The 26,252-nt window shown below is 60.3% G+C and carries 27 protein-coding genes and 1 tRNA gene; 18 read left to right on the forward strand and 10 right to left on the reverse strand.

Going from position 1 to position 26,252, the window contains the following annotated elements; all coding sequences use genetic code 11:
- Positions 1 to 3 precede the first annotated feature (3 nt).
- Genes J0X03_RS03840 through rbsK form a run of 4 tightly spaced genes read left to right on the forward strand, consistent with a single transcriptional unit; the run spans position 4 to position 3,582 of the window.
- Positions 4 to 1,038: an ABC transporter permease gene (locus J0X03_RS03840; RefSeq protein WP_033652172.1), complete on the forward strand. Its 1,035-nt coding sequence runs from the start codon at positions 4 to 6 to the stop codon at positions 1,036 to 1,038.
- Between the two features lie 30 nt (positions 1,039 to 1,068).
- On the forward strand, positions 1,069 to 1,740 hold the full coding sequence (gene alsE / locus J0X03_RS03845; protein WP_033644765.1) for a D-allulose 6-phosphate 3-epimerase: 672 nt from the start codon (positions 1,069 to 1,071) through the stop codon (positions 1,738 to 1,740).
- A 10-nt stretch (positions 1,741 to 1,750) separates the two neighbouring features.
- Positions 1,751 to 2,659, forward strand: a complete 909-nt coding sequence (gene alsK / locus J0X03_RS03850; RefSeq protein ID WP_046687754.1) for an allose kinase — start codon at positions 1,751 to 1,753, stop codon at positions 2,657 to 2,659.
- The gene (gene rbsK / locus J0X03_RS03855; RefSeq protein ID WP_033644768.1) at positions 2,656 to 3,582 is read left to right on the forward strand and encodes a ribokinase; all 927 of its coding nucleotides are present in this window, start codon (positions 2,656 to 2,658) and stop codon (positions 3,580 to 3,582) included. Before alsK ends, rbsK begins: the two co-directional genes overlap by 4 nt.
- A gap of 40 nt (positions 3,583 to 3,622) precedes the next feature.
- Here the strand turns inward: rbsK and J0X03_RS03860 are convergent, their stop codons facing one another.
- On the reverse strand, positions 3,623 to 4,231 hold the full coding sequence (locus J0X03_RS03860) for an HD domain-containing protein (protein ID WP_047573791.1): 609 nt from the start codon (positions 4,229 to 4,231) through the stop codon (positions 3,623 to 3,625).
- A gap of 183 nt (positions 4,232 to 4,414) precedes the next feature.
- Between J0X03_RS03860 and trhA the strand changes: the two genes are divergently transcribed.
- Positions 4,415 to 5,089: a PAQR family membrane homeostasis protein TrhA gene (trhA, locus tag J0X03_RS03865; RefSeq protein WP_033644772.1), complete on the forward strand. Its 675-nt coding sequence runs from the start codon at positions 4,415 to 4,417 to the stop codon at positions 5,087 to 5,089.
- Between the two features lie 150 nt (positions 5,090 to 5,239).
- On the forward strand, positions 5,240 to 5,737 hold the full coding sequence (locus J0X03_RS03870) for a DUF2165 family protein (protein ID WP_033644774.1): 498 nt from the start codon (positions 5,240 to 5,242) through the stop codon (positions 5,735 to 5,737).
- A gap of 38 nt (positions 5,738 to 5,775) precedes the next feature.
- Here J0X03_RS03870 and ygfZ read toward each other — a convergent pair whose 3' ends face one another.
- On the reverse strand, positions 5,776 to 6,768 hold the full coding sequence (gene ygfZ / locus J0X03_RS03875; protein WP_047573794.1) for a tRNA-modifying protein YgfZ: 993 nt from the start codon (positions 6,766 to 6,768) through the stop codon (positions 5,776 to 5,778).
- A gap of 320 nt (positions 6,769 to 7,088) precedes the next feature.
- Between ygfZ and sdhE the strand changes: the two genes are divergently transcribed.
- From sdhE to creD, 5 genes are all read left to right on the forward strand, one after another.
- The gene (gene sdhE, locus J0X03_RS03880; RefSeq protein WP_019455657.1) at positions 7,089 to 7,355 is read left to right on the forward strand and encodes an FAD assembly factor SdhE; all 267 of its coding nucleotides are present in this window, start codon (positions 7,089 to 7,091) and stop codon (positions 7,353 to 7,355) included.
- Positions 7,336 to 7,758 carry a protein YgfX gene (locus tag J0X03_RS03885; protein WP_160204552.1) on the forward strand — a complete coding sequence of 141 codons (423 nt, stop codon included), beginning with the start codon at positions 7,336 to 7,338 and terminating at the stop codon, positions 7,756 to 7,758. The genes sdhE and J0X03_RS03885 overlap by 20 nt, the downstream gene beginning before the upstream one ends.
- Positions 7,758 to 8,453 (forward strand): two-component system response regulator CreB, encoded by a 696-nt coding sequence (creB, locus tag J0X03_RS03890; protein WP_047573795.1) that lies wholly within the window; start codon positions 7,758 to 7,760, stop codon positions 8,451 to 8,453. The genes J0X03_RS03885 and creB overlap by 1 nt, the downstream gene beginning before the upstream one ends.
- Positions 8,450 to 9,868 (forward strand): two-component system sensor histidine kinase CreC, encoded by a 1,419-nt coding sequence (creC, locus tag J0X03_RS03895; protein ID WP_160204551.1) that lies wholly within the window; start codon positions 8,450 to 8,452, stop codon positions 9,866 to 9,868. The genes creB and creC overlap by 4 nt, the downstream gene beginning before the upstream one ends.
- A gap of 80 nt (positions 9,869 to 9,948) precedes the next feature.
- Positions 9,949 to 11,313 carry a cell envelope integrity protein CreD gene (gene creD, locus J0X03_RS03900; RefSeq protein ID WP_047573801.1) on the forward strand — a complete coding sequence of 455 codons (1,365 nt, stop codon included), beginning with the start codon at positions 9,949 to 9,951 and terminating at the stop codon, positions 11,311 to 11,313.
- Positions 11,314 to 11,350: 37 nt separating this feature from the next.
- Here creD and fldB read toward each other — a convergent pair whose 3' ends face one another.
- A complete protein-coding gene (gene fldB, locus J0X03_RS03905) occupies positions 11,351 to 11,869 on the reverse strand; it encodes a flavodoxin FldB (protein ID WP_033635825.1) in 519 nt (172 codons plus the stop codon).
- 106 nt (positions 11,870 to 11,975) lie between these two features.
- On the opposite strand from fldB, the gene xerD reads away from it, so the two are divergent.
- From xerD to J0X03_RS03935, 6 genes are all read left to right on the forward strand, one after another.
- Positions 11,976 to 12,875 (forward strand): site-specific tyrosine recombinase XerD, encoded by a 900-nt coding sequence (gene xerD / locus J0X03_RS03910; RefSeq protein ID WP_160204740.1) that lies wholly within the window; start codon positions 11,976 to 11,978, stop codon positions 12,873 to 12,875.
- A 26-nt stretch (positions 12,876 to 12,901) separates the two neighbouring features.
- On the forward strand, positions 12,902 to 13,618 hold the full coding sequence (gene dsbC, locus J0X03_RS03915; RefSeq protein ID WP_042785306.1) for a bifunctional protein-disulfide isomerase/oxidoreductase DsbC: 717 nt from the start codon (positions 12,902 to 12,904) through the stop codon (positions 13,616 to 13,618).
- 6 nt (positions 13,619 to 13,624) lie between these two features.
- Complete coding sequence (gene recJ, locus J0X03_RS03920) at positions 13,625 to 15,358, forward strand: single-stranded-DNA-specific exonuclease RecJ (protein WP_033639478.1); 1,734 nt, start codon at positions 13,625 to 13,627, stop codon at positions 15,356 to 15,358.
- Positions 15,359 to 15,526: 168 nt separating this feature from the next.
- A protein-coding gene (gene prfB, locus J0X03_RS03925; RefSeq protein WP_099783420.1) for a peptide chain release factor 2 occupies positions 15,527 to 16,625 on the forward strand; the annotation gives its coding sequence in 2 pieces (ribosomal slippage) (positions 15,527 to 15,601 and positions 15,603 to 16,625; 1,098 coding nt in all).
- A 9-nt stretch (positions 16,626 to 16,634) separates the two neighbouring features.
- On the forward strand, positions 16,635 to 18,152 hold the full coding sequence (lysS, locus tag J0X03_RS03930) for a lysine--tRNA ligase (protein WP_160204550.1): 1,518 nt from the start codon (positions 16,635 to 16,637) through the stop codon (positions 18,150 to 18,152).
- A 147-nt stretch (positions 18,153 to 18,299) separates the two neighbouring features.
- Positions 18,300 to 18,373 (forward strand) — tRNA-Gly (locus J0X03_RS03935).
- 167 nt (positions 18,374 to 18,540) lie between these two features.
- Here the strand turns inward: J0X03_RS03935 and J0X03_RS03940 are convergent.
- From J0X03_RS03940 to J0X03_RS03965, 6 genes are all read right to left on the reverse strand, one after another.
- On the reverse strand, positions 18,541 to 20,538 hold the full coding sequence (locus J0X03_RS03940; RefSeq protein WP_096242570.1) for a BCCT family transporter: 1,998 nt from the start codon (positions 20,536 to 20,538) through the stop codon (positions 18,541 to 18,543).
- Between the two features lie 164 nt (positions 20,539 to 20,702).
- Positions 20,703 to 21,050: a hypothetical protein gene (locus J0X03_RS03945; protein WP_052752701.1), complete on the reverse strand. Its 348-nt coding sequence runs from the start codon at positions 21,048 to 21,050 to the stop codon at positions 20,703 to 20,705.
- Between the two features lie 149 nt (positions 21,051 to 21,199).
- Complete coding sequence (locus J0X03_RS03950) at positions 21,200 to 22,432, reverse strand: cysteine desulfurase-like protein (RefSeq protein WP_129993611.1); 1,233 nt, start codon at positions 22,430 to 22,432, stop codon at positions 21,200 to 21,202.
- On the reverse strand, positions 22,429 to 23,043 hold the full coding sequence (locus J0X03_RS03955) for a 2OG-Fe dioxygenase family protein (protein WP_223524591.1): 615 nt from the start codon (positions 23,041 to 23,043) through the stop codon (positions 22,429 to 22,431). Before J0X03_RS03955 ends, J0X03_RS03950 begins: the two co-directional genes overlap by 4 nt.
- Positions 23,044 to 23,302: 259 nt before the next feature.
- Positions 23,303 to 23,641 carry a hypothetical protein gene (locus J0X03_RS03960; protein ID WP_033644790.1) on the reverse strand — a complete coding sequence of 113 codons (339 nt, stop codon included), beginning with the start codon at positions 23,639 to 23,641 and terminating at the stop codon, positions 23,303 to 23,305.
- A gap of 136 nt (positions 23,642 to 23,777) precedes the next feature.
- Entirely contained in the window at positions 23,778 to 24,347 is a 570-nt protein-coding gene (locus J0X03_RS03965) for an HdeD family acid-resistance protein (protein ID WP_033644791.1), read from the reverse strand.
- Between the two features lie 149 nt (positions 24,348 to 24,496).
- Here J0X03_RS03965 and actS point away from each other — a divergent pair, with 149 nt between their 5' ends.
- Positions 24,497 to 25,252 carry an amidase activator ActS gene (gene actS / locus J0X03_RS03970; protein ID WP_033644792.1) on the forward strand — a complete coding sequence of 252 codons (756 nt, stop codon included), beginning with the start codon at positions 24,497 to 24,499 and terminating at the stop codon, positions 25,250 to 25,252.
- A gap of 34 nt (positions 25,253 to 25,286) precedes the next feature.
- On the opposite strand, the gene J0X03_RS03975 is transcribed toward actS, so the two are convergent.
- Entirely contained in the window at positions 25,287 to 26,144 is an 858-nt protein-coding gene (locus J0X03_RS03975) for an AraC family transcriptional regulator (RefSeq protein ID WP_160204549.1), read from the reverse strand.
- Positions 26,145 to 26,252 lie beyond the last annotated feature (108 nt).

The following is a 26,252-nucleotide window of genomic DNA, read 5'->3' on the forward strand; positions in this document are numbered from 1 at the left end:
TTGATGGGCAACAACCTGAAATTTCGTCCGGACGGGGCCGCCGTCGGTTTGCTGGCCTTGCTGCTGGCGGTGGTGCTCGCCTTCAGCCTGCTGATGCCGGGGCGCTTCTTCAGCGGCGCCACCTTCACCAGCGTGGCCTTCCAGCTGCCGGAGCTGGGCCTGCTGACGCTGGCGATGTTCATTCCGATCCTCAGCGGCGGCCTGAACCTGTGCATTATCGCCAGCGCCAACCTGACCAGCCTGCTGATGGCCTGGCTGTTCATCAGCTACCTGCCGGCGGACGCCGGGCTGGGCTTGCAGGCGCTGTGGCTGGCCTTGGCGCTGGCGGCGGCGATGCTGCTGGCCGGGCTTATCGGCGCGGCGACCGGCGCACTGGTGGCCTACGTCGGCGCGCACCCGATTTTGGTGACGCTGGCCACCATGACCACGGTCAACGGCATCGGCATCTACCTGACGCGCGGCGCAGCCCTGAGCGGCATGCCGGAGATCGTGCGGTTTATCGGCGCCGAGAGCGTGCTGGGCGTGCCGGTGCCACTGTGGATCTTCCTGGCGGTCGCCGCCTTGCTGGCGCTGTTCCTGCAGAAAACCCGGCTCGGCAAATGCATCTACATGAGCGGCAGCAACATCAACGCCACCCACTTCAGCGGCGTGAATACCCATCGGGTGCTGATCGCCATTTACACCCTCTCCAGCCTGCTGTGCGTCATTGCCGGGCTGGTGATGATGGCGCGCTTCAACTCGGCGCGCATGGGCTACGGCGACTCTTACCTGCTGCTCACGGTGCTGGCGATCATTCTGGGCGGCACCGATCCGTTCGGCGGTTTTGGCCGGGTCAGCGGCGTGGTGCTGGCGCTGATCGTGCTACAGGTGATCGCGACCGGTTTGAATCTGATGAACGTCAGCCCGCATTTCAGTCTGGCGATGTGGGGCGCCGTGCTGATCGCGGTGCTGGCGCTGAAGTTTTTCCGGCATCGCTATCGGCAGCGGCGGGCGATGCGCCGCAGCGCGGCCCAGGCCAGAACCGCGGCGGGCCACTGATCCTTTTCCCTTTTGCGCAGGATAACGCTAATGAAATACCAGATTTCGCCTTCACTGATGTGCATGAACCTGATGGATATCCGCCAGCAATTGGCGGTGCTGAACCGCCGCGCCGATATGCTGCATATCGACATCATGGACGGGCATTACGTTAAAAACATCACGCTGTCGCCGTTCTTTATCGAACAGATCCGCCCGCACACTTCGTTGTTGCTGGATGTGCATCTGATGGTGGAGAACCCGACCGACTTTATCGAGCCAATCGCCCGCGCCGGCGCGGACTTTATCTGCCCGCACGCTGAAACCATCAACCGCGACGCGTTTCGGGTGATCAATCAAATCCGCGCGCTGGGCAAAAAAGTGGGGGTGGTGCTGAACCCGGCCACGCCGGTGGAGTTTATTCGCCACTACCTTCACCTGCTGGACAAGGTCACCGTCATGACCGTCGATCCGGGCTATGCCGGGCAGCCGTTCATTCCCGAGATGCTGGAAAAGATCCGCCAATTGCGCGATCTGAAAAGCCAACAAAATCTGCGCTATCTGATCGAGATCGACGGATCCTGCAACCAGCGCACTTACCGCGATCTGATGGGTGCCGGTGCAGAAGTGTTGATCGTCGGCAGCTCCGGGCTGTTCAATCTCGATCCGGATCTGGAGACGGCATGGGAAAAAATGCTGGATCAGATGCGGCAGGCGGCCTGAGGCGGGGGACATGATGCGGTATTTTCTTGGCGTTGACGTCGGCGGCACCAATACCCGCCTGCTGTTGATGGATGATGAAGGTGAATTCAGCGGTTACCGCAAGATAGCGACCGCCGACTGGGCGCGGCAGGCCGATCCGCTGGCGGCGTTGGGCCGGCTGATCGCCGGGCATTGCCAAGATCGTCAGGTGGCGCAGGTGATGCTGGGGCTGCCGGGGATCCTCAGCCGCGATCGCTCGCGGGTGCTGTCGCTGCCGTTTATCCCGGCGCTGGACACTCAGCCGGTGGCGGCGCTGTTGGCCGATTTGCTGGCGCTGCCGGTGCGAATGGACAAGGACGTCAATCATCTGCTGTGGTGGGATCTGCAGCAGCTGCCGGCGTTGCCGCAGGTGGCGGTCGGGCTGTATCTGGGCACCGGCATGGGCAACAGCCTGTGGCTGAACGGCGATTTTTACCACGGCGCGCACGGCGCCGCCGGCGAGCTGGGGCACATTCCCTGGCCGGGCCATCAGGGCGAATGCCCGTGCGGTAAACGGGGCTGCGTCGAGAGTCTGACGTCCGGTCACTGGCTAACTGGCTGGGCGCGCGCCAACGCGGCGCAAACGCCGTTCGACCGGTTGTTCGAACGCCACGGCGATCATCCTGATCTGCAGCGCTTCGTCGAGCGATTGGCGCAGACCATCGCCGTCGAAATGAACGTGATCGACCCCCAGCGCCTGATCCTGGGCGGCGGCGTGATCGCCATGCGCGGTTTTCCGCTGGCGCGGCTGGAGCAAGAGATCCGCCGTCATCTGCGCGCGCCGCAGCCGGCGCAGGGGCTGACGATCTCCGTCAGCCGCCTCAGCGATGAAACCGGCAGCAAAGGCGCCTGTCTGGCCGCCCGGCGCCACCTCCAATTGAGCAGGGAGTACCAGCAATGAAAGGCAAAGTCTGCGTGTTCGGTTCGTTCAACCTGGATATCGTCGCCGGCATGGCGCGCTTTCCGCAGCCCGGCGAATCGCTGATCGCCCGTAACAGCATGATGGGCGCGGGCGGCAAGGGCGCCAACCAGGCGACCGCCGCGCTGCGCGCCGGAGCGCGGGTGCATTATATCGGCAAGGTGGGGCGCGACGACTTCGGCACGTTCGCCCGGCGCCACCTCGCCGCCGCCGGTTTCGATGCGGTGACGCTGTTCTCTACCGGCGATTGCCCCACCGGCAATGCGCTTATCTACGTTGCCGGCGAGGATGCGGAAAACATGATCGCCGTCGATCCCGGCGCCAACCTGACGGTCAGCGAAGACGAGGTGCGTCAGTGCCGGCCGGCGATCGCCGCGGCGGATATTCTGCTGACTCAATTGGAGAACAACCTGCCGGCGATCGAGCAGGTGATCGCCATTGCCCGCGAAGCGCAAACGTTCATCATACTCAACCCGGCGCCGTTTCAGCCGGTGCCGGACAGCCTGTTGGCGCAGGTCGATCTGCTGACGCCCAACGCCACCGAGTGCACGTTGCTGACCGGCGTGCCGGTGCGCGATGTGGCTTCGGCGCGCCAGGCAGCGCAGGTGTTGCACGCCAAGGGCATTCGTTTGCTGATCGTGACGTTGGGCACGCAGGGGGCGTTGTTCTCGGACGGGGAAAACAGCGAGCTGATCCCGGCGTTTCCGGCACAGCCGAAAGACACCACCGGCGCGGGCGATGCGTTTAACGGCGCCTTGGCGGCGCAACTGGCGAATCAGGTGCCGTTAGCCGAGGCGGTGCGCTTTGCCGCCGCCTATGCGGCGGTCTGCGTGGAGCGCGCCGGTGCGGCGGGGTCGATGCCGAGCTATGAGGAGGCGTTGGAACGCCAACGGACGTTCGCGTGACGATAACGGGCTGCGGCGCGGAGGCGGCAGCCCGGTTCCCTTATTTCAACCAGCCTTTGCGCTGCGCGTCCCGCAGATGTTGCTCCAGGTGGCGCCACAGCTCGGGGTGCACGTCGGCGATCGCCGCATTGCGCGACAGTACCTGTTCCAGGCTGATGCCGTTTTCCACCCAGCTCTGGCCTTCGTTGTGCAGGTTCATCAGCATCGGCATGGTGCGATCCAGCAGCAAGGCGAAGCGGGCATCGGCGCTTTCGCCATCTTCATACTCCTGCCATAAAGCGGTGAAATACTCGCGCTGTGTCTGCGGCAGCATGCCGAACAGACGACGTGCCGCCGCCACTTCCTGATCGTGGATCGCCGCGCGGGCGGCCAGATCGTAGACCAGTACGTCACCGGCGTCGATTTCCACGATGTCATGCAGCAGCGCCATCTGGATCACGCGCTGAATGTCTACGTCATCACCGGCGTACGGGGCCAGGCTCATGGCGGCGATGGCGAAGTGCCAACTGTGTTCGGCGGAGTTTTCCTGGCGCTGGGTGCCCAGCACTTTGGTGCGGCGTTGCACGCCTTTCAACTTATCGATTTCCATCAGGAACTGGATGGCCTGGGTCATTGAACCGAAATCTAACGCGGGTACAGCGGATGACATGGTGTAAACCTCAAGGTGGGTGGGTTGAAGCCTGACGATTGTAGACCACCGGGCAGGGGATTTCGATGGTTACACGCGTTCACATTTTTATTTTAGCGTACACGTGTACACTGGAATTATTCTCAGTTAAGCTGCTTTGCGTTAATTTCGAACAAAGCAGGGCATTTTGAGGGGTTGCGCGTTATGGGGAAAACGGACGTAGTGAAAGCCGGGACCAATAAGATTGTCGCCGCGGCTTATCCGTGGGCGGAAGAGATCGCCAACAGCATCAGCCACGGCATCGGGCTGGTGTTCGGCATCGTCGGCCTGGTGTTGCTGTTGGTGCAGGCGGTGAATACCGGCGCCGATGCGACGGCCATCACCAGTTACAGCCTGTACGGCGGCAGTATGATTCTGCTGTTTCTCGCTTCCACGCTGTACCATGCGATTCCGCACCAGAAGGCCAAGCATTGGCTGAAAAAGTTCGATCACTGCGCCATTTATCTCCTGATTGCCGGCACTTACACACCGTTTTTGCTGGTGGGGCTGGATTCGCCGCTGGCGAAGGGATTGATGGCGGTAATCTGGGGGTTGGCGCTGCTCGGCGTGCTGTTCAAACTGGCCTTCGCCCACCGTTTTGAAGCCCTGTCGTTGGTGACCTACCTGACGATGGGCTGGCTGTCGCTGATCGTGATTTATCAGTTGGTCACGCGGCTGGAGGCCGGCGGCGTCACGCTGCTGGCGATCGGCGGGGTGGTCTATACCCTGGGCGTGATTTTCTACGCTTCCAAGCGCATTCGCTTTGGCCACGCCATCTGGCACGGCTTCGTGCTCGGCGGCAGCGCCTGCCATTTCATGGCGATCTACCTGTACGTCTAAGCGTTGCCGCTACGTCTGAATGCGTATTGAACTGGCGCCTCTTTTGTTTTAAAAAAGAGGCGCTTGCTTCTTTCGGGTATCCAGCAAGCCCGTTCCTTCATTTCTGAGCCCGCATACCGTTTCTTTAACCTCTGTTCAGGACTCACCAAGATGATCGTTCGCTTATCCAAAGCGCTGCTGGTCTGCGCTATCGCTTTGTTCGCTTCGCTGGTCGCCTTCGGCAACATCACCGACTACGGCTCCAACTTCGCCTTCGTGCGCCATGTCTTTATGATGGACACGATTTTCCCCGACGCCACCATCGGCTATCGCTCGATACAGACACCGTGGCTGCATCACGCCGGTTATATTTTCATCATCGCGCTGGAAAGCCTGACCGCGCTGCTGTGCTGGATCGGCGGCCTGCGACTGTTGGGCGGCCTGAAACTGCCCGCCAGGGCCTTTAACGGCCGCAAAAAGCTGGCGGTGGTCGGCCTGACGCTGGGCTTCCTCACCTGGCAGGTCGGTTTCATGTCGATAGGCGGCGAGTGGTTCGGCATGTGGATGTCGAAGCAATGGAACGGCGTTCCCGATGCCTTTCGTTTCTTCATTACCATCATTTTGGTGCTGATTTATCTGGTGCAGCGCGACGGGGAGTTGGACGAGTAACGAAGATGGCCGCAGGCAGGGCGCCTGCGGCCGACGGATTATTTCTCTTCGGCCAGCGAGTAGGGCAAGGGTTTGATCGCCAACTGGCTGGCGGCATCGTCGCGCACCCGCAGCTTGCTGTCGGCGTCCAAATCGTTGTTCATCACCACCTGCACCCACAGCGTGCCGTCGGCCAATTGGCTCGACGCCAGTACAGTGCCGGTGCGGCGCCAGTTTTCACCCAGCTGCAGCTCCAGATCTTCCGCCGCCTGCGGGGCGCGAGCGGCTTTACCTTCCAGCCAGTAGAGCGCGCGTTTGTTTGCGCCGCGGAATTTGGCGCGCGCCACCATCTCCTGGCCGGTATAGCAGCCCTTGCTGAAGCTGATGCCTTCCAGCGCCTGCAGGTTGGTGGCCTGCGGGATCAGCTGCGCGCTGTTGGCGGCGTCGATAATCGGATAACCGGCTTCGATCTCCAGCGCCAGCCACTGGCTGCTGTCATTCAGTTCCGCCTGATCATGCAGTTTGCCGATCAGCTGTTCGGCCACGGCGGGGCGGGTCACCAGCAGAAAACGTTCCGCCGGCGCAGCGAAGTGCAGCAGCGTGGTTTCGCCTTCCTGCACCACCGGGTGCTCGGCACTCGGCAGCGTGGCGAACAGGCCCGCCAGCGCGGCGCGCGCCTGGAAACCGGCGACCCCCAGCAATACCGCGTCATTATCGGCGGCGATGGTGACTTTGGAAAACACCGCATATTTTTTGATTTCAGCCAGTTGGCTGTCCAGCACGCTGCGGCGCTCCAGATAGGCGAAGCCTTCGCCACGGTGGAACAGACGCAGGTTGCTCCACATTTTGCCCTTGGCGTCGCAGTGGGCGCACAGCACGTGTTGATCGGCCGCCAGCGCGTCGATGTCCGCCGTCACCTGGCCCTGGAGATATTTCACCGCGTCCGGCCCGTTCAGCGTCACCAGCGCCCAATCTTCCAGCGAGATCAGCGTCAGGGGCAGATGGGTGGAAGCGGAGGGCTGACGGGGTGGGAATGGAATGTTATGCGCCATAGTAAGTTCCTGCTCAACGTTTAGCTTACCTGAAGGGTATTGAACCCATGGTAAAAGAGGCGGCGGGCTTTGCAAACTGTTATTCGCGCCGTGGGGCCGGGGTGCGCTTTTTTTGGCATTTTGCGCTTTATTACGTTTTCCGCAGCAAAGCGCCTTCCCGGCGTGTATGTCAAATTGTTACTCTATAGGCTTGCGGCCTGGGTACCCTTGCAGACAGATCCCCGGTTGATGGAATTATATTGCGACGGCGTTGCCATACAGTGTGTCATTTGAACCCTGCGCTGGCGCTGCCGCGCTGAAAAGAGGTGAGTCATAACAACATGGATATTAACAACAAAGCACGTATTCACTGGGCTTGCCGTCGTGGCATGCGCGAGCTGGACATCTCCATCATGCCGTTCTTCGAATACGAATACGACAGCCTGAATGACGCGGACAAGGCGCTGTTCATCCGTCTGCTCGAGTGCGACGATCCCGATTTGTTCAACTGGCTGATGAATCATGGCGCGCCGCAGGACAGCGAGCTGCAAAGAATGGTGACCCTGATCCAAACGCGAAATAAAGATCGTGGCCCAGTGGCGATGTGATATCCGCATTTCCTGGCGCACCCAGCTGTTCTCTCTGTTGACCCACGGCGTCCTGATCCTGCTGATCCTGATTTCGCCCTGGCCGGAAGGCTTTGGTCCGCTCTGGCTGGTGTTGCTGACGCTGGTGGTGTTTCAGTGCATTCGCAGCCAGAAGCGCATCGCTGCGGTGCAGGGTGAACTGCGGCTGCTGGCGGACAGGCGTTTCAGCTGGCACGGCCGAGAATGGCAGCTGGCGAAAAAGCCCTGGATGCCGGGCTACGGCCTGCTGCTGACGCTGCAGCCGACGGAGGGCAAAAAGCGCCGCCGGCTGTGGCTGGCTTCCGACTGCATGAGCAAAGAGGAGTGGCGCCACCTGCGGCAGCTGTTGCTGTATCCGCCGGCGGGTGACGGCGAGGAGGCCTGATGAAACCCGTACTCTGGTTGGTGGAGGATGAACCCAGCATTGCCGATACGCTGGTTTACACGCTGGAGAGCGAAGGCTTCGAAGTACGCTGGTTCGAACGTGCGGAACCGGCGTTGCAGGCGCTGGCGCAAGGCGCGCCCGTGCTCGCTATCCTCGATGTCGGTTTGCCGGATATCAACGGCTTTGAATTGTGTCGCCGCCTACTGGCTCAGGCGGCTGACCTGCCGATTCTGTTTCTTACCGCCCGCAGTGATGAAGTGGATCGCCTGATCGGGCTGGAGATCGGCGCCGACGACTATGTCGCCAAGCCGTTCTCCCCTCGTGAGGTCAGCGCCCGGGTGCGCACCATTTTGCGCCGCCTGCATAAGCAGCAGCGTCTGCAACAGAGTGCGCGCTACCATTTCGGTGCTTTCACGCTCGATGAAGACGCGGCCACCATCTCCTACCATCAGCGGCCGCTGCCGCTGACCCGTTACGAATACCTGCTGCTGAAGACGCTGCTGTTGGCGCCGGGACGGGTGTTCTCGCGGCAGCAACTGATGGAAAGCGTTTGGGCGCAGGCGGAAGAAAGCCTGGATCGCACCGTCGATACCCACATTAAAACGCTGCGCGCCAAGCTGCGTGCGGTTGAGCCCGGTGAGCCGCCGATCCACACCCACCGCGGATTGGGCTACAGCGTGAGCCGCCAGCCATGAAAATTGGCCTGCGCCTGCTGCTGGGATATTTTCTGATCGTGGCGGTGGCCGGGTACTTCGTGCTGAGCATTTTCGTCCAGGAAGTGAAGCCCGGCGTGCGGCGCGCTACCGAAGGCACGCTGGTGGACACCGCCAACCTGCTGGCGCAGATCGCCCGTCAGGACATGCAGCGCGGCGATGCGGCGCATGGCCAACTGGCGCAGGCGTTCACGCAGCTGAACCAGCGGCCGATCGGCGCCAATATCTCCGGCATCCGCAAGGATCGCAGCGAATACCACGTCTATCTTACCGATGCCCAGGGGCGGGTTATCTTCGATTCTGCCGGCCGCGCGCAGGGGCAGGACTATTCGCGCTGGAATGACGTTTATCGGACGCTACGCGGTGAGTACGGCGCTCGCAGTACCCGCAGCGATCCAGAAGATGAAAACAGTTCGGTGATGTATGTGGCCGCGCCGGTGATAGAACAAGGGCGTATTATCGGCGTGCTCACCGTGGGCAAACCCAACAGCACCATGGCGCCGGTGATCAAACGCAGCGAACGGCGCATTCTGTGGGCCGGCGCGTTGCTGCTGGGGATTGCGCTGCTGATCGGCGCGGTATTCGTCTGGTGGATCAACCGTTCGATAGGCCGGCTGGTGCGTTATGCCGACGGGGTGGCGCAAGGGGAAATCGCGCCGCTGCCCAAAGTGGGCGGCCGGGAATTGACGCAGCTGGCGCAGGCGTTGGAGAGCATGCGGCTGAAGCTGGAAGGCAAAGCTTATATCGAACAGTATGCACATACCCTGACGCATGAGCTGAAAAGCCCGCTGGCGGCGATCAGGGGCGCGGCGGAGCTGTTGCAGGAACTGCCGCCGCCGGAGACCGCCCGGCGTTTTCTCACCAACATCGAGCAGCAAAGCGCACGCATCCAGCAACTGGTGGACAAACTGCTGGTGCAGGCGCGGCTGGAGAGTCGGCCAGACATGGAGACCGCGCCCATCGCGATCGCGGCGCTGGTCAGCCAGACGATGGCGGGCAAAGAGGCGCAGGCGACGCAGCGCGGCGTCAGATTGCAACTGGAGGCGTTGGCGGAGGTGACGCTGAACGGCGATGCGTTGCTGATCAGCCAGGCGCTGACCAACCTGCTGGACAATGCGATCGACTTTACTCCGCCGGGCGGTTGCGTCAGCGTGCGAGGCGAACGGCGGGAACAGCATTACTGCATCAGCGTTTGCGATGACGGCAGCGGCATTCCGGACTATGCGCTCGATAAGGTGTTCGAGCGTTTTTATTCGCTGCCGCGCGCCGAACGGCCGAAAAGCAGCGGGCTGGGGCTGAACTTCGTGCAGGAGGTCGCCCGTCTGCATCATGGCGGCATTCACCTGTGCAACCGCCGGCCGCACGGGGTGGAAGCGACTTTCATGTTATCGCTGTAACTTCACCTTCCCTTCACATAACCACATTCTGATTTCACCTGCGGATTTTATCGTGGCCTCATAACCTACGAGGAGCGAGCATGATGAAATCGGTACTTTTCTGGAAAATAACCACGCTGCTGGGATTGATGGTGGTGATGTTGATCCCCATCGCCCAACTGATGAGCGTGATCGACGAGCGCAGCGGCTATCGGCAAAGCGTGGTCGGGCAGGTGAGCGAAAGCACCAGCGGGGCGCAGCGCGTGCTTGGCCCGTTGATTGTCATTCCCTATGTCGAACGCGAAGAGAAGAAAGACGAGAAAGGGCAAACGGTAGTGCAGCGGGTGCAGCATTACCGCTATTTGCTGCCTGAGTCGCTTCAGGTGCAGGGGGCGCCGAAAGTAGAGGTGCGCAAACTGGGTATTTATCAAACGCAGGTTTACCAGGGGCCGCTGAGTTTCAAGGTGCGTTTCGGCCAGCCGGAGCTGACGGATTTGCAACGCGCCAACGTGACCGTCGGCCAGCCGTTCCTGCTGGTGGCGCTGAGTGACTCTCGCGGCATCAAGAGCATTTCCCCGCTGGTAATGCCGCAGCCGGTGGCGTTTGAGCCGGGCACCGGCGTGGGAGCGTTGCGCCAGGGGATCCACGCCCCGCTGACGCTGGCGATGCTGCAACAAAAAGAGGGGCTGAACGCCGACTTCACCCTGACGTTGGCGGGCACCAGCAGCCTGTCGCTGGTGCCGCTGGGGCGCAGCAGCGAGCTGCAGCTGCAAAGCAACTGGCCGCATCCGAATTTCCTCGGCAACTTTCTGCCGGACGAACGCAAGGTGACGGAGCAGGGGTTTAGCGCTCGCTGGCGCAGCACCTGGTTTGCCAACAACATCAACAGTGCGTTCTATTACGACGATGGCATTATCGACGAGGACAAGCTGCCGGCCTTCAGCGCCAGCCTGGTCGAACCGGTCGATCATTATCAGCTGACCGAGCGCGCGGTCAAATACGCGCTGCTGTTTATCGGGCTGACGTTTATGGCATTTTTCCTGTTCGAAACCCTGACCGGGCTGCGGGTGCACCCGATTCAATATCTGTTGGTCGGCGCGGCGCTGGTATTGTTCTACCTGATTCTGCTGGCCTTCTCCGAACACCTGGGATTCGCTCTCGCTTACCTAGCTGCCAGCATCGCCTGCAGCGGACTGATCGGCTTTTATCTGAGCGCCGTACTGCGCGGCAAGCTGCGCGGTGCGCTGTTCGCCGCGAGCCTATTGCTGTTGTACGGCGTGCTCTATTTGCTGTTGCAGTCGGAGGACAATGCGTTGGTGCTGGGAGCAGGGCTGCTGTTCGCCATTCTGGCGGGCATTATGCTGTTGACGCGCAAACTGGACTGGTATCAGGTGGCTGATCCGGCGCGTTTGACCAAGGAAACGCCAGCTGCGGAAGACGAGCCACGCTTCCGTCTGTGGAAATAAGCGAGGGGGATCGGGCGCGCTACGCGCCCGATAGCGGCTACAGCAGCGGCTCCATTTCCAACAGGATCTGTTCGCACCATTGCTGCAGGCGCTCTTCGCTCAGATCGTATTGGTTGACCTCATCGAGCGCCAGGCCGACGAAGTGTTTGCCGTCGGCGCTCAGCGGTTTGGGGCTGGTGAACTCGAAGCCCTCAGTTGGCCAGAAGCCGATGAACTGCACGCCCAGCGGCGCGATGTGATCGTGCAGCATACCCAGCGCGTCGAGGAACCACTCGCCGTAACCGAGCTGATCGCCCATGCCGTACATGGCGACGATTTTGCCTTTCAGATCCAGCGCCGGCAGCTGCGGCCAGATCGCTTCCCAGTCTTCCTGCAGTTCGCCGAAATCCCAGGTCGGGATGCCGAGGATGAGAATGGAATAGTCCTCCATCAGCTTGGGCGAGACGTCTTTCAGGTTGTGCAGGTCGACCAGGTCTTCACCCAGAATCTCACGGATTTTTTCTGCCGCCATCTCGGTGTAGCAGGTGCTGGAGCCGTAAAACAGACCAATCTTCATGTGTAAACCGTTACGTTGCTGTTTAGAGAATTGCAGCGAGTATACCTGATTTGCGTCGGCTTAAGGCATAATGGCGCGGGTGGAAATGCAACGAAGAGAGGACCGCGTGCAACAGCAAGACAATGCGCTGATTGAACAATTCCTGGATGCGCTGTGGCTTGAGCGCAATCTGGCGGAAAATACGCTGGCCTCCTACCGGCTGGATTTGCAGGCCCTGAGCGCCTGGCTTGGCCAGCAAAACACCGACTTGCTGCAGGCGCAGGCCTTGGATCTGCAGGCGTTTCTCGCCGAGCGGGTGGACGGCGGCTACAAGGCCACCAGCTCCGCGCGTTTGTTGAGTGCCATGAGGCGCCTGTTTCAATATCTGTACCGCGAGAAGCTGCGCGCCGACGATCCCACCGCGCAGCTGGCGTCTCCCAAGTTGCCGCAGCGTTTGCCGAAAGATCTGAGCGAGGCGCAGGTCGATGCGCTGCTGCAGGCGCCCTGCGTCGATCAGCCGCTGGAGCTGCGCGACAAGGCGATGCTCGAGGTGTTGTACGCGACCGGGCTGCGGGTCTCTGAGCTGGTGGGGTTGAACATCAGCGACGTCAGCCTGCGTCAGGGCGTGGTGCGGGTGATCGGCAAGGGCAACAAGGAGCGGCTGGTGCCGCTGGGCGAAGAAGCGGTCTACTGGATCGAAAATTATCTGGAGCACGGGCGCCCGTGGCTGGTCAACGGCCAGACGCTGGATGTGCTGTTCCCCAGCAACCGGTGTCAGCAAATGACCCGACAGACGTTCTGGCATCGCATCAAACACTATGCCATCCTTGCGGGCATCGACAGCGAGCGTCTGTCGCCGCACGTGTTGCGGCACGCGTTCGCCACCCATTTGCTGAACCATGGGGCCGATCTCCGTGTCGTACAGATGTTGTTAGGCCACAGCGATCTCTCGACCACGCAAATTTATACTCATGTAGCGACCGAACGACTGAAACAGCTACATCAACAGCATCACCCGCGCGCCTGAGCGGCGGGTTCGAAAGGATTGGAACAATGAAAAAAGGTTTAATGCTGCTCTCTCTGCTGGTGGCTTCGGTGGCCGGCGCCGCCCATGCCGATGACGCGGCGATCAAAAAAGCGCTCGCCAGCCTGGGCATTCAGCAGGCGGACGTGCAGCCTTCGCCGGTCAACGGCCTGAAAACCGTGCTGACCGACAGCGGCGTGCTGTACGCCTCCGAAGACGGCAAGCACATCCTGCAGGGCCCGCTATTCGACGTCAGCGGCAAAGAGCCGGTCAACGTGACCAACCAACTGCTGAGCACCAAGATGGAAGCGCTGAAAGATCAGATGATCGTTTACAAAGCGCCGAAAGAGAAACACGTGATCACCGTGTTCACCGATATCACCTGCGGTTACTGTCACAAACTGCATCAGCAGATGAAAGAGTACAACGATCTGGGCATTACCGTGCGTTACCTGGCGTTCCCGCGCCAGGGGCTGGCTTCCCAGGCTGAAAAAGACATGCAGTCGATCTGGTGCACCGCCGACAAGGCCAAGGCGTTCGACGCCGCCATGAAGGGCGACGCCGTTTCTCCGGCGACCTGCAAAACCGACATCAGCAAGCATTACGAGCTGGGCGTGCAGTTCGGCATTCAGGGCACGCCGGCCATCATCCTGGAAAACGGCATGATGATCCCGGGCTATCAGGGGCCGAAAGAGATGGCCGCCATGCTGGACGCGCATCAGGCCGCTACCAAAGCCGGTGGTTAATCGCCGGTGAGTATCAAAACGCAACTACGCCGCCGCCCGGCGGCGGACGACACGCATCTGCCCGCCAGTTTGCCGCCGCTTCTGCGCCGGCTTTACGCCCTGCGCGGCGTGCAGGCTGAGCAAGAGCTGGAGCGCGGCGTCAAAGGCATGCTGCCCTGGCAACAGCTGGACGGCATCGACGACGCCGTCAGCCTGTTGCAGCAAGCGCTGGCCGACGGTCGCCGCATCATGGTGGTGGGCGATTTCGACGCCGACGGCGCCACCAGCACCGCGCTGACGGTGCTGGCGCTGCGCAGCATGGGCGGCGCAGCCGTCGATTATCTGGTGCCTAACCGTTTCGAAGACGGTTACGGCCTGAGCCCCGAAGTGGTGGAGCAGGCGGCGGCGCGCGGTGCAGAACTCATTGTTACCGTCGATAACGGCATCTCCTCCCACGCCGGCGTCGACGTGGCGCACGCCAAAGGCATGCAGGTGCTGGTGACCGATCACCACCTGCCGGGCGAGACCCTGCCGGCGGCTGAAGCGATCGTTAACCCCAACCTGCGCGGCTGCGCCTTCCCGTCCAAATCGCTGGCGGGGGTAGGCGTGGCGTTCTACCTGATGCTGGCGCTGCGCGCCCGGCTGCGGGACAGCGGCTGGTTCGAGCAGCGCGCGCTGGCGATGCCGAATCTGGCGGAACTGCTGGATCTGGTGGCGCTCGGCACCGTGGCCGACGTGGTGCCGCTGGACGCCAACAACCGCATTCTGGTGTATCAGGGATTAAACCGCATCCGTGCCGGCAAATGCCGACCGGGCATCCGCGCGCTGCTCGAAGTGGCCAACCGCGACGCCCGCCAACTGGCGGCCAACGATCTCGGTTTCGCCCTCGGCCCGCGGCTCAACGCCGCCGGCAGGCTGGACGACATGTCGATCGGTGTGGCGCTGCTGCTGAGCGACGACATCGCGCAGGCGCGCATGCTGGCCAACGATCTCGATGCGCTGAACCAGACGCGACGCGAGATAGAGCAGGGCATGCAGGTGGAAGCCCTGCAGCTGTGCGATCAGCTGGAGCGCACCAGCACCGAGCTGCCTTACGGGCTGGCGATGTATCATCCGGAATGGCATCAGGGCGTGGTGGGCATCCTCGCTTCGCGCATCAAAGAGCGTTTCCACCGTCCGGTGATCGCTTTCGCGCCGGCGGGCGACGGCATCCTGAAAGGCTCCGGCCGTTCGGTGCCCGGCTTGCACATGCGCGACGCGCTGGAGCGGCTGGATATGCTGAACCCCGGGCTGATGATGAAGTTCGGCGGCCACGCGATGGCGGCCGGGCTGTCGCTGGAAGAGGCCAAATTCGACGAGTTCCGCCAGCGTTTCGGCGAGCTGGTGGGCGAATGGCTCGATCCGGCGATGTTGGAAGGGGTGATCTGGTCCGATGGCGAACTGGCGATGCAGGAGCTGTCGTTGACGACGGCGGAGCTGCTGCGCGAGGGCGGCCCGTGGGGCCAGGCGTTCCCGGAACCGACCTTCGACGGCAAGTTCCGCATCCTGCAGCAGCGGCTGGTGGGTGAGAAACACCTGAAGCTGATGGTGGAACCGCTTGGCGGCGGCCCGTTGCTCGACGGCATCGCGTTCAACGTGGACACCACGCTGTGGCCGGACAGCAGCGTGCGCGAAGTGGAACTGGCCTACAAACTCGACGTCAACGAGTTTCGCGGCAACCGCAATGTGCAACTGCTGATCCAGCACCTTTGGCCGCGCTGAGGCGAAATTGAACACAACTCGGGGATTGGGCTCTCCAATCCCCGGCATCCTTCCCGATCGCCACAAAAACTGACCAACTCGCTATAAACTGCCGCCCGGATCCGTTAGAATTAGCGGTTCCAATGGCATTCCGCCATCGACGACATCAACGTAAAAGAACGCAAAACCATGTTTGAAATTAACCCGGTAAAAAACCGAATTCAGGACCTGTCCGAGCGGACTGCGGTTCTTAGGGGGTATCTTTGACTATGATGCCAAGAAGGAACGCCTAGAAGAAGTCAACGCCGAGCTGGAGCAGCCGGACGTTTGGAACGAACCGGAGCGCGCACAGGCGCTCGGCAAAGAGCGCGCCGCGCTGGAAGCCATCGTTGAAACCATCGATCACCTGCAGCAGGGCAGCGAAGACGTCAGCGGTCTGCTGGAGCTGGCGGTGGAAGCAGACGATGAAGAGACCTTCAACGAAGCGGTCGCCGAACTCGATCAACTGATCGCCAAGCTCGAGCAGCTGGAATTCCGCCGCATGTTCTCCGGCGAATACGACAGCGCCGACTGCTATCTGGACATTCAGGCCGGCTCCGGCGGCACCGAAGCGCAAGACTGGGCCAGCATGCTGCTGCGCATGTACCTGCGCTGGGCCGAAGCCAAGGGCTTCAAGACCGAAGTGATCGAAGAGTCCGACGGCGACGTCGCGGGCCTGAAATCGGCCACCATCAAGATCATCGGCGACTACGCGTTCGGCTGGTTGCGCACTGAAACCGGCGTTCACCGCCTGGTGCGCAAGAGCCCGTTCGACTCCGGCGGCCGTCGCCACACCTCGTTCAGCTCGGTGTTCATCTACCCGGAAGTGGACGACGATATCGACATCGATATCAACCCGGCGGATCTGCGCATCGACGTGTACCGCGCCTCCGGTGCGGGCGGTCAGCACGTCAACAAAACCGAATCCGCCGTACGTATTACTCACCTGCCAACCAACATCGTGGTGCAGTGCCAGAACGATCGTTCTCAGCATAAGAACAAGGATCAAGCGTTTAAACAGCTGCGAGCCAAGCTGTACGAGTTTGAGATGCAAAAGAAAAATGCTGATAAACAGGCGATGGAAGACAACAAGTCCGACATCGGCTGGGGCAGCCAAATCCGTTCTTACGTGCTGGATGACTCCCGCATCAAGGATTTGCGCACCAACGTCGAAACGCGTAACACGCAGGCCGTACTGGATGGCGACCTGGATAAATTCATTGAGGCAAGTTTGAAAGCCGGGTTATGAGGAATAGAAATGTCTGAACAACAAGTACAGGGCGCCGATCAGGCGCTGGATCTCAATAACGAGCTGCAGTCCCGCCGCGAGAAACTGGCCGGCCTGCGTGAGAACGGCATTGCGTTCCCGAACGACTTCCGTCGCGACTCCACCTCCGACAAACTGCACGCCGCGTACGGCGATAAAGACAACGAAGAGCTGGAAGCGCTGGGCGTAGAAGTGACCGTCGCCGGCCGCATGATGACCCGCCGCATTATGGGCAAGGCATCCTTCGTTACGCTGCAGGACGTGGGCGGCCGCATTCAGCTGTACGTCGCGCGCGACGATCTGGCTGAAGGCGTGTACAACGAGCAGTTCAAGAAGTGGGACCTGGGCGATATCCTCGGCGCGCGCGGCAAGCTGTTCAAAACCAAGACCGGCGAACTGTCGATCCACTGCACCGAACTGCGTCTTCTGACCAAAGCGCTGCGTCCGCTGCCGGACAAATTCCACGGCCTGTCGGATCAGGAAACCCGTTACCGCCAGCGTTACCTGGATCTGATCGCCAACGAAGAATCGCGCAACACCTTCAAGGTGCGTTCTCAGGTGATGTCGGCTATCCGTAACTTCATGGTAGAACGCGGCTTCATGGAAGTCGAAACCCCGATGATGCAGGTGATCCCGGGCGGCGCGTCGGCGCGTCCGTTCATCACCCACCACAATGCGCTGGATATCGACATGTACCTGCGCATCGCGCCGGAACTGTATCTGAAGCGTCTGGTGGTCGGCGGCTTTGAGCGCGTGTTTGAAATCAACCGCAACTTCCGCAACGAAGGCGTTTCTCCGCGTCACAACCCAGAGTTCACCATGATGGAACTCTATATGGCTTACGCGGATTACAAAGACCTGATCGAGCTGACCGAGACGCTGTTCCGCACCCTGACCGAGAAAGTGCTGGGCACCTCTCAGGTGCAGTACGGCGACGAAGTGTTCGACTTCGGCAAGCCGTTCGAGAAGCTGACCATGACCGAGGCGATCAAGAAATACCGTCCGGAAACCGATCTGGCTGACCTGGCCGACATGGGCAAAGCGGTGGCCATCGCGGAATCCATCGGCATCAAGGTTGAGAAGAGCTGGGGCCTGGGCCGCGTCGTGACCGAGATCTTCGAAGAAGTGGCGGAAAGCCATCTGATTCAGCCGACCTTCATCACCGAGTACCCGGCTGAAGTGTCGCCGCTGGCGCGCCGCAACGACGTGAACCCGGAAATCACCGACCGCTTCGAGTTCTTCATCGGCGGCCGTGAAATCGGCAACGGCTTCTCCGAGCTGAACGACGCCGAAGACCAGGCGCAGCGCTTCGCCGATCAGGTGAACGCCAAAGACGCCGGCGACGACGAAGCGATGTTCTACGACGAAGACTACGTCACCGCGCTGGAGCACGGCCTGCCGCCGACCGCCGGTCTGGGCATCGGCATCGACCGCATGGTGATGCTGTTCACCAACAGCCACACCATCCGCGACGTGATTCTGTTCCCGGCGATGCGCCCGCAGAAATAATCGCGTTTAGCGTGCAACAACCGGTGCGGGCAACTGCGCCGGTTTTTTTTCGTCTGCAGGACTTAACCGCTTAAAACATCGACAGTTACGCGCCATCTCCGCTTGCCCGCCGCCGATAACCGGTTATAATGCCTGTCGCACACCAATGCGGGTGTAGTTCAATGGTAGAACGGCAGCTTCCCAAGCTGCATACGAGGGTTCGATTCCCTTCACCCGCTCCAGTACCCCCTCATAAAAGCATCCTGATTCTCCAAAACGTTACCCCAACCCAATCCTTTGCACATGTAAGCATTATTTCTGGTCGCCCGCCATCCCACCCGCATCATCAGCGCCGCAGGGAGGAAGGCAGGGCAAAAAAATGCCGCCCCTCGGGACGGCATGTCGGCCTTTAGCGCACCAGATGCAAGAAATGCAGATGCTTTTCGTACTGGTCGAGAATATCGTTGATCAACTGCTCCTGATTCCAGCCCATGACATCGTAGTTCTGGCCGCCTTCTTTCAGGTAGATCTCCGCGCGATAATATTTGTGCTGCTCGGCTTGCTGTTCATCATTATCCAGCCCGGCCAGGGCGAAGGTCGGCGAGCTGTAGCCGCGCAGTCTGACTTCATAGATAAAGTTAAGCTCATCGCCTAAATCAACCTCGAAACGAATGCGATCTTCCGCGCCGGTGTTGATGCTGCTGAGCGTGCCTTGCTTACTCAGCTCCTCCTGCACCAGCGTCATGGCCGACTGGATGACTTCGTCCATAAAGCGCTTAACCAGCGAGCGCTTTGGCAGATAAGCGATATTACGCAGCCTGCGCTGCCAGGGGATAGGATTGCGGGCGGCGGTAGGGGCGATGGTGGCCATATTCTGGCTGTCGCGCTTGGTCAGATCGCGACGCAGCGCCTTAAGCAAACCGTAAATGGATATCAGCAAGATGGCCGAGAAAGGCAGCGCGCTGGCGATGGTGACGGTTTGCAGCGCGCTGAGCCCCCCGGCGATCAGCAAGGCGATGGCGACGATGCCCATCAGCGACGCCCAGAAAATGCGTTGCCATACCGGCGTGTTGCTGGAGCCGCCCGAAGCCAGCGTATCCACGACCATGGCGCCGGAGTCGGCGGACGTGACAAAAAAGACGATAACCATCGCCATGGCGATAAACGAAAGCACGCTGGAGAATGGGAAATGCTCCAGGAAGTTAAACAACGCCAAGGCCACGTCTTGTTGTACCGTAGTGGCGAGATCTGTCGCGCCCTTTTCCATGATGAGGTAAATGGCGCTGTTGCCGAACACGGTCATCCACATGAGGGTGAAGCCGGCCGGGACGAACAGCACGCCCGTGACAAATTCGCGGATGGTTCGGCCGCGGGAAACCCGTGCGATGAACATCCCGACGAAAGGCGACCAGGAGAGCCACCACCCCCAGTAGAGCAGCGTCCATCCGCCTAGCCAGTTGCTGGATTTGGGTTCATAGGCATACAGGTTGAAGGTTTTGCTGACCAGCTCGGACAGATAGCCGCCGGTATTTTCCACAAAGGATTTCAACAGCAAAACGGTTGGCCCCAACAGCAAGACCAAGGCCAGGAGCAACAGCGCCAGGCTGAGGTTCAGCTCCGACAGAAAGCGTATGCCCTTCTCCAGCCCGGAAACCACGGAAATGGTGGCCAGCCCGGTAATCACCACGATTAATATCACCTGAACGGTTTCGTTGATTGGCACGCCAAACAGGTGGTTAAGCCCGGCGTTGACCTGCAATACGCCATAACCCAGCGAGGTCGCGACCCCGAATACGGTGCCGATGACGGCGAAGATATCGACGGCGTGGCCGATAGGGCCATAAATGCGATCGCCGATGATCGGATAAAGCGCGGAGCGCAGGGTCAACGGCAGGCCATGCCGATAGCTGAAGAAGGCCAGAATCAACGCCACGATGGCGTAGATCGCCCAGGCATGCAGCCCCCAGTGGAAAAAGGTCAGGCGCATGGCCTGTTTGGCCGCCTCGATGCTCTCGGGCGTGCCGACCGGCGGCGAGAGATAGTGCATAACCGGTTCTGCCACGCCGAAGAACATCAGACCAATGCCCATCCCCGCCGAAAACAGCATGGCAAACCAGGAGTGATAGCGAAAATCGGGTTGCGCATGATCGGGGCCAAGTTTGATGTCGCCGTAACGAGAAAGCCCCAGAAACGTCACGCTGAGCAATATGAGCGCCACGGCCAAAATATAAAACCAGCTGGCGTTGGTGAAGATTTGTTGCTGCAGAAGCTTGAAGTTTTTGTCAGCGACGTCGGGGAAAAAGGCGGCGAAGGCGACCAGAAGAAAAATGAGGACTGCAGAGGTGAAGAATACCGCTTTGTTGATATGGCTTTGCGGCTTATTTAAGGAGGTGTCTTTCTCACTCATAAATTGATTTATTCCATTTGTTTGATTATCGCCCTGAATGGAGGAAAGGTGGTGACTGTAATATCGTAGCAAAATAGTCGGGCTGGCGCAGGAGGCCGACGCCGCTCTATAGAGCGGAATTACCGCTGTCTCTACGCGGTAATTCCGAATAATTCACGTTGCCGTTAGTTAAATAAAAAGGCCAATAACCCCGTCACCTTATTCTTATTTTCCCATCCCTCCAATTTCATGCAGGCATTAACGTGTTCTTTTCTGCGCATTTCATTGCGGTCCGAAGGAAAAACGACGCCGTGAGTATTGGGGATATCCGCGCCGTTGATATTCATGGAGGAGAATACAGGCGAGCGGGTGTCTAAAGACAGGCTCACGGGATAGCGTTGTTCGGCTTCTTGTCGGCAGCTTGCTCTGGCGGCTTCAAGGGGTGTCGGAGCCGCCGTTTGCGCTTCCCACTTTTCCGGCGTGGCGCAGGAAGACATCATCAACGCGGCGGTGATAACGGCATATTTTCTCAACGTTAAAATCCCTTTTCAAAAAAATCCCGCCTATTCTACCCAACCCCTCAAACAGGGGGAGCGTTATTCACGTTTAACGCCTCCGGCGACACGCACGGCTATTTATGCGGTGTGGCCCGCCGGAAAACCGGGCGGGCCGTTATGGCGCATTAACCGAGGGTCTCCTTGGCGAGTATTTCAAACAGCGTATCGATCTCATCAAGGGTGTTGTAGTGCATCATGCCGATGCGCAGCACGCCGCCGTCCTGCAGCCCCAGTTGCTGAATCAGGCCCAGCGCATAGAAATGTCCGCTACCGGCGCAGATGTTGTGGTGCCCCAGCCGTCGGGCGATCGCGTCGGGCGCCTGGCCGCTGAAGGTCAGGGCGAAGGTCGGCGTGCGGCGTGCGCTGTCCGCCTGCGGATTGCCGTAGAGCCGCACGCCGTCGAGTTGCTGCAGCCGTTGCAAAAAGTGGCGGCACAGCGCCTCTTCATGCCGGTGGTAGGCGGCGAAGCTCTCCTGCAAGCGCTGCCTTAACGGCGCGTCGGGCGTGCCCCACTGCGCCAAATACTCGATAGCGGCCGCGACGCCGGCCAGCGCTTCGAAGCTCTGCGTGCCGGTCTCGAAACGGCCGGGGCCGACGTCAGTGGCCGGCTCGACTTTGTACGGCCGCAGGCGCTGCAGCCACTGCGGTGCGATGTAGGCCATGCCGACGTGCGGGCCAAAGAATTTGTAGGCGGAGCACACCAGGAAGTCACATCCCAACGCCTGCACGTCGATCAGGTTATGCGGCGCGTAATGAACGGCGTCAACATACACCTGCGCGCCCACCCGATGCGCGGCTTCAACGATGGTTTTGATATCGACGATGCTGCCGGTGACGTTGGACGCGTAGCTGACCGCCACCAGACGCGTGTTGGCGTTGATGCGCGCGCACACTTTTGCCGCGTCGAGAGAACAATCGGCGCTCTCCAGCGCTATCTGATGCACCACGGCGCCTTTGTCGGCGGCGGCCTGCTGCCAGCTGGAGACGTTGGCGTAGTGATCCAGCGCGGTGACGATGACCTCATCGCCGTCCCGCCAATCGCGACTGATGATGCGGCTGAGATGAAAGGTCAGCGTGGTCATGTTCATGCCGAAGACGATGTTGTCGGGCGACGGCGCATTTAACAAGGCGCGCACCGATTCGCGCGCCTGACTCATCACCTCGCCGGTAACCCGGCTGGAGAAATAGTGCCCGCCCAGGTTGGCGTTGTACTTCCCCAGGTAGTCGGTCATTTTTTCCAGCACGCCCCGGGAAACTTGCGCACCGCCGGGGCCGTCGAAAAAGATCGCCGGTTTGCCGTCGATCTGCCGGGACAGGGCGCTGAACTGGCGTCGGGCGAGCTCGGGGGTAAAGGTCATGCTTTCTCTCCCCGAGCGGTGAGGACGAAGAGATCCAGATAGCCTTCTTCATTCGGGCTTACGGTATTGATCGGCGTGGCGTTGTGCCACAGTTTACTGTCCGCCAACAGCACGGCTTCACCGTCGGCCAGCGCTTTTTTGAAGAAAGGATCGTGGCGGCTGTCGTCGTACAGCATGATTTCGCCGCCGACGATATTGTGGCGGTGAATGGCGATCATCGCGATATGGTCGAAACCGTCCTGGTGAATGCCTTCCGGCGCCACCAGCGTATCTTTTTGGATGGCGACCACGCGCATCTGGTGGATCTCTATCTCGGCGCCTTCCGGCAGTTCGTTATTTTCGGCAAACAGGTTACACATCTCCGCCATGCCGGCGCTCTGCAGCACGGCGCTGTCGATAGGCTCGAAGCGGCGCACCACGTTGCCCTGGAAATGGTTGATCTGATCCGACTGCATGAAGGTGCGCGGCCCCACTTCGGCGATGTTGGGGTTGAGGTATTTCACGACGGAATAACGGCGCAGGCGATATTTGCCGTCGGCATGTTGCGTGTGGGGCAAGGAAGAAAATGAGGGCATCAGCTCTTGGGTGGCTTGCGGGCTTAGTACAGTCATACTTATTACGTTTTCGTGTTTCTGTAACATAATCACCTCTAATAATAATAATTTCTGATGTTGTAGGGGGTAATTCGATTGAATTGTAGACGACTCTATAACCAACGCAATGTGGGGTTGGCGAGGTGTGATGGCGGTCGTAAAGTGGGGTGAACGCGAAGAGATAACGTGGCGAAAAGTCGGCTGGTGCGGCGGTGAAACGGTGCGGCATCTTGCCCGCACCGGCAGGTATCAAGCGATGGGCGCGCGGCCCTCGTGTTCAGAATGTCTCGAAATAAAGCTCGCGCAACAGCCAGGAGATTTCGTTATTGGTGCGGTTCAGGACGTCTATTCTGTGAACCCCTATCGCTTCTGCGCGCAGGTCGAGCAGCAGGTTGCGAATCTGCCGGAATAACGGGGTTTGCGGGTTGGGTTTGGCCAACTGCTGTCCACACAGTTTGATACCGGCGTCGCAGCCGGTGGCGATGTCCGTCAGGCAGCACGGGCAAGCGGTTTTTTGGCGCGCCATATTGCGGCATTGTTGCCCGATTACCTGGTTGAAGTGGCGTAATTGCAGGCAGACTTCCCGCGAGTTCAACGGTTTGGAATGGGTTGTCATCGGTTTCAGCTCCCTTGTCTTCGCCTATATTGGCACTTACCGATGAAGATAACCACGGACAAGCTGAGGGGGTATCGCCTTGTTTTGTTTGCAAATGGGGAGGGGATGGCGGCCCGCCGTCGGCGGGCCGTTACGATCAGGCGCGTTTAAACAGATTCGCCGCCTGGAACAGGGCAAAGGAACTGACCAGCATCTCGATGCCGACGATCGCCGTCACCAGCGTCACCGATGCCGCAGGGCCTGAGCCGATCAGCATCCAGGCGATGATCAAATCGAGCACGCCGATGACGAACTGCAGCCAGTTGCCCGGCAGGCCTCGGCGCATATAGCCTGCCGCCAGGCGCGCGATGCCGCCGAGCGCAAACAGCACGGCGAGGTAGACCGCCAGCGCCAGAATGCCCGCCAGCGGGCTGGTGATGAACACATAGCCGATAATCAGGTAGGCCACGCCCAGCAGAATGCCGCCGATCATCGGCCAGGTATTCTGCGCCCGGTTGGCTATCATGGCGATAATCAGCCCGGCGCCGCTCAACAGCAGCAGGATGCCCACTACGATGCTCAGCGCTGCGCCGGAGGCGAAAGGATTCACCAGGCACAGTATGCCGCCCGCCAGCAGCAGGAAGGCGATGATCAGCAGGGTGGTGCGTTGCTTTTTGAGCAGCTCTTCGCTCAGGAGGGGCAGATTATTGCGGTCGAGGTTCAACATGACAGTACTCCATTTCGTCGTTGGGTAATTAATCAGTCATCCTTACCTGTTTAGCATAGACCGTCTGGGGGTTTTTGACTGACCCGGCGCAAATGTTACACTGTGCGGCTGACGCGTATCAGAACCGAAAAGACGATTGGGGACAGGATTTGAGCACAGGAAGCAAGCTGGCAAGGTGGCGCCGCATCGCGGTGTGTCTGACATTGGGGCTGCTGTTGGCCGGGTGTTCGGGTAAAAACACCTACAACCGCGACTACGACAAACTGCCGAAGGGCAGCTACACCGGCAAGTCCTACACCGTCAAACGGGGCGATACGCTGTACTACATCGCCTGGATCACCGACAGCGAAGTCGGCGATCTGGCCAGAATCAACAAGATACGCCCGCCCTATAATCTGGAAGTGGGGCAAAAACTGCGGCTGAGCGGCGGCGCGCCGACCAAAACCGCCGCTACGCGCCGTAAAACATCCTCGTCTTCCGCCGCGATCGCCAAGCAAACGCCGCCGCCGGGCGCCGCACGTTGCTGGCGCTGGCCGACCAGCGGCCGGATCGTGCAGGCGTACTCCAATGCCGATGGCGGTAACAAGGGCATCGACATCGCCGGTAAACGCGGCCAGCCGATTTACGCTTCCGCCAAGGGCAAAGTGGTGTACGTCGGCAACCAGCTGCGCGGCTACGGTAACCTGATCATGATTAAGCACGGCGAAGATTTTATTACCGCCTATGCGCACAACGACACTACTCTGGTGCGCAACGGTCAGGATGTGAAAGCGGGGCAGAAGATCGGCACCATGGGCAGCACCGGCACCGATTCGGTGTTCCTGCACTTCCAGATCCGCTATCGCGCTACCGCACTCGATCCGCAGCGTTATCTGCCGCCGCAAGGTTCGTCGCCGTCCTGTTAACGTCAATCTGGCTCCTTGCGGAGCCAGATGTCAGCTATTTCAGCGGCAGGTAAAGATCGGTCACCAGTTCATATTCCGCCACCTCGTGCACGAAGTTGTGGTAGTGGAAATAGAGCGGAAAATCGCGCAGCTCCTCGCCGCTGGCCGGCAACCACTCGCGGTACAGATAGTGGGCACTTTCCGAGAGCCCATCCAGCGAGCCGTGATGGCGCAGCACCGCGCAGCGCCCGGCCGGCAGCGTGCCGTTCACCACGCCAAAGGCGTTGTCCTCCGGGATCGGCGCAGTGACCTCGCCGCAAATGAAGAAGTGGAAGTCCTGCGCTTCGGTGATGGCCGGATCGTGCGGTGCGATGCCGTAAGTGCGGCTGCTTCTGACCGGCGACAGGCCGCTGGTTTTGCGCCACTCGATAAAGCGCGCGGCGGTTTCGTTGACCAGCGCGGGCGGGCCGCTATGTTCGAGCATCGCCACCGGCGTGGCAGGGAAATCGACAATGTCTACCTTCATGGGGTGTTTCCTTTTGTGTTTTGGTTCGGGAAAGCGCTGCTGCCAATCGATCCAGGCCGGCTGTTTGCGAAACTGGCTCGGCGTTTGGCTGAACGCCTGTTTGAAGGCGCGGCTGAAGGACTCCGGGTTTTGAAAGCCGGCGTCCAGCGCGATGTCAATCACCGGCTCCAGCGGGTTATACGCCAGGCGGTAAGAGGCGCGTTTAAGCCTCATCCACTGGATATAACGCCACACCGAGATGCCGCAATACGCGCTAAACTGGCGTTGAAAGTGGAAGCGCGAAAAATGGGCCACTTCGCTCAGCTTGTCGACGGTAAGCGCCTCGTCCAGGTGGCGGTCGATATAGTCAAAGACCTGCGCAAAGCGCTTTGCATACGTCTGGGTCATGTGATTGTCTCCTCCATGCCTGAACTTTGCCCGAGTCGCCGCCGCTTCTCCTGACGGATGATGCTGAGTTGCCATCGCAGGAAAACGGAATGGCTGCGGCGTTCGCCG

Origin of the sequence: Serratia ureilytica (genome assembly GCF_017309605.1) — a bacterium.
Taxonomy (GTDB): Bacteria; Pseudomonadota; Gammaproteobacteria; order Enterobacterales; family Enterobacteriaceae; genus Serratia; species Serratia ureilytica.

What these genes read in the sequence shown, in the direction of transcription:
- rbsK (WP_033644768.1), top strand. Translation starts at nt 2,656, where the DNA reads ATGAAAGGCAAAGTCTGCGTGTTCGGTTCGTTCAACCTGGATATCGTC.
- J0X03_RS03975 (WP_160204549.1), bottom strand. Translation starts at nt 26,144, where the DNA reads ATGACCCAGACGTATGCAAAGCGCTTTGCGCAGGTCTTTGACTATATC.
- J0X03_RS03870 (WP_033644774.1), top strand. Translation starts at nt 5,240, where the DNA reads ATGATCGTTCGCTTATCCAAAGCGCTGCTGGTCTGCGCTATCGCTTTG.
- ygfZ (WP_047573794.1), bottom strand. Translation starts at nt 6,768, where the DNA reads ATGGCGCATAACATTCCATTCCCACCCCGTCAGCCCTCCGCTTCCACC.
- trhA (WP_033644772.1), top strand. Translation starts at nt 4,415, where the DNA reads ATGGGGAAAACGGACGTAGTGAAAGCCGGGACCAATAAGATTGTCGCC.
- J0X03_RS03955 (WP_223524591.1), bottom strand. Translation starts at nt 23,043, where the DNA reads ATGACTGTACTAAGCCCGCAAGCCACCCAAGAGCTGATGCCCTCATTT.
- J0X03_RS03960 (WP_033644790.1), bottom strand. Translation starts at nt 23,641, where the DNA reads ATGACAACCCATTCCAAACCGTTGAACTCGCGGGAAGTCTGCCTGCAA.
- creD (WP_047573801.1), top strand. Translation starts at nt 9,949, where the DNA reads ATGATGAAATCGGTACTTTTCTGGAAAATAACCACGCTGCTGGGATTG.
- dsbC (WP_042785306.1), top strand. Translation starts at nt 12,902, where the DNA reads ATGAAAAAAGGTTTAATGCTGCTCTCTCTGCTGGTGGCTTCGGTGGCC.
- J0X03_RS03940 (WP_096242570.1), bottom strand. Translation starts at nt 20,538, where the DNA reads ATGAGTGAGAAAGACACCTCCTTAAATAAGCCGCAAAGCCATATCAAC.
- J0X03_RS03965 (WP_033644791.1), bottom strand. Translation starts at nt 24,347, where the DNA reads ATGTTGAACCTCGACCGCAATAATCTGCCCCTCCTGAGCGAAGAGCTG.
- J0X03_RS03860 (WP_047573791.1), bottom strand. Translation starts at nt 4,231, where the DNA reads ATGTCATCCGCTGTACCCGCGTTAGATTTCGGTTCAATGACCCAGGCC.
- creC (WP_160204551.1), top strand. Translation starts at nt 8,450, where the DNA reads ATGAAAATTGGCCTGCGCCTGCTGCTGGGATATTTTCTGATCGTGGCG.
- sdhE (WP_019455657.1), top strand. Translation starts at nt 7,089, where the DNA reads ATGGATATTAACAACAAAGCACGTATTCACTGGGCTTGCCGTCGTGGC.
- fldB (WP_033635825.1), bottom strand. Translation starts at nt 11,869, where the DNA reads ATGAAGATTGGTCTGTTTTACGGCTCCAGCACCTGCTACACCGAGATG.
- J0X03_RS03840 (WP_033652172.1), top strand. Translation starts at nt 4, where the DNA reads ATGGGCAACAACCTGAAATTTCGTCCGGACGGGGCCGCCGTCGGTTTG.
- lysS (WP_160204550.1), top strand. Translation starts at nt 16,635, where the DNA reads ATGTCTGAACAACAAGTACAGGGCGCCGATCAGGCGCTGGATCTCAAT.
- alsE (WP_033644765.1), top strand. Translation starts at nt 1,069, where the DNA reads ATGAAATACCAGATTTCGCCTTCACTGATGTGCATGAACCTGATGGAT.
- creB (WP_047573795.1), top strand. Translation starts at nt 7,758, where the DNA reads ATGAAACCCGTACTCTGGTTGGTGGAGGATGAACCCAGCATTGCCGAT.
- J0X03_RS03950 (WP_129993611.1), bottom strand. Translation starts at nt 22,432, where the DNA reads ATGACCTTTACCCCCGAGCTCGCCCGACGCCAGTTCAGCGCCCTGTCC.
- alsK (WP_046687754.1), top strand. Translation starts at nt 1,751, where the DNA reads ATGATGCGGTATTTTCTTGGCGTTGACGTCGGCGGCACCAATACCCGC.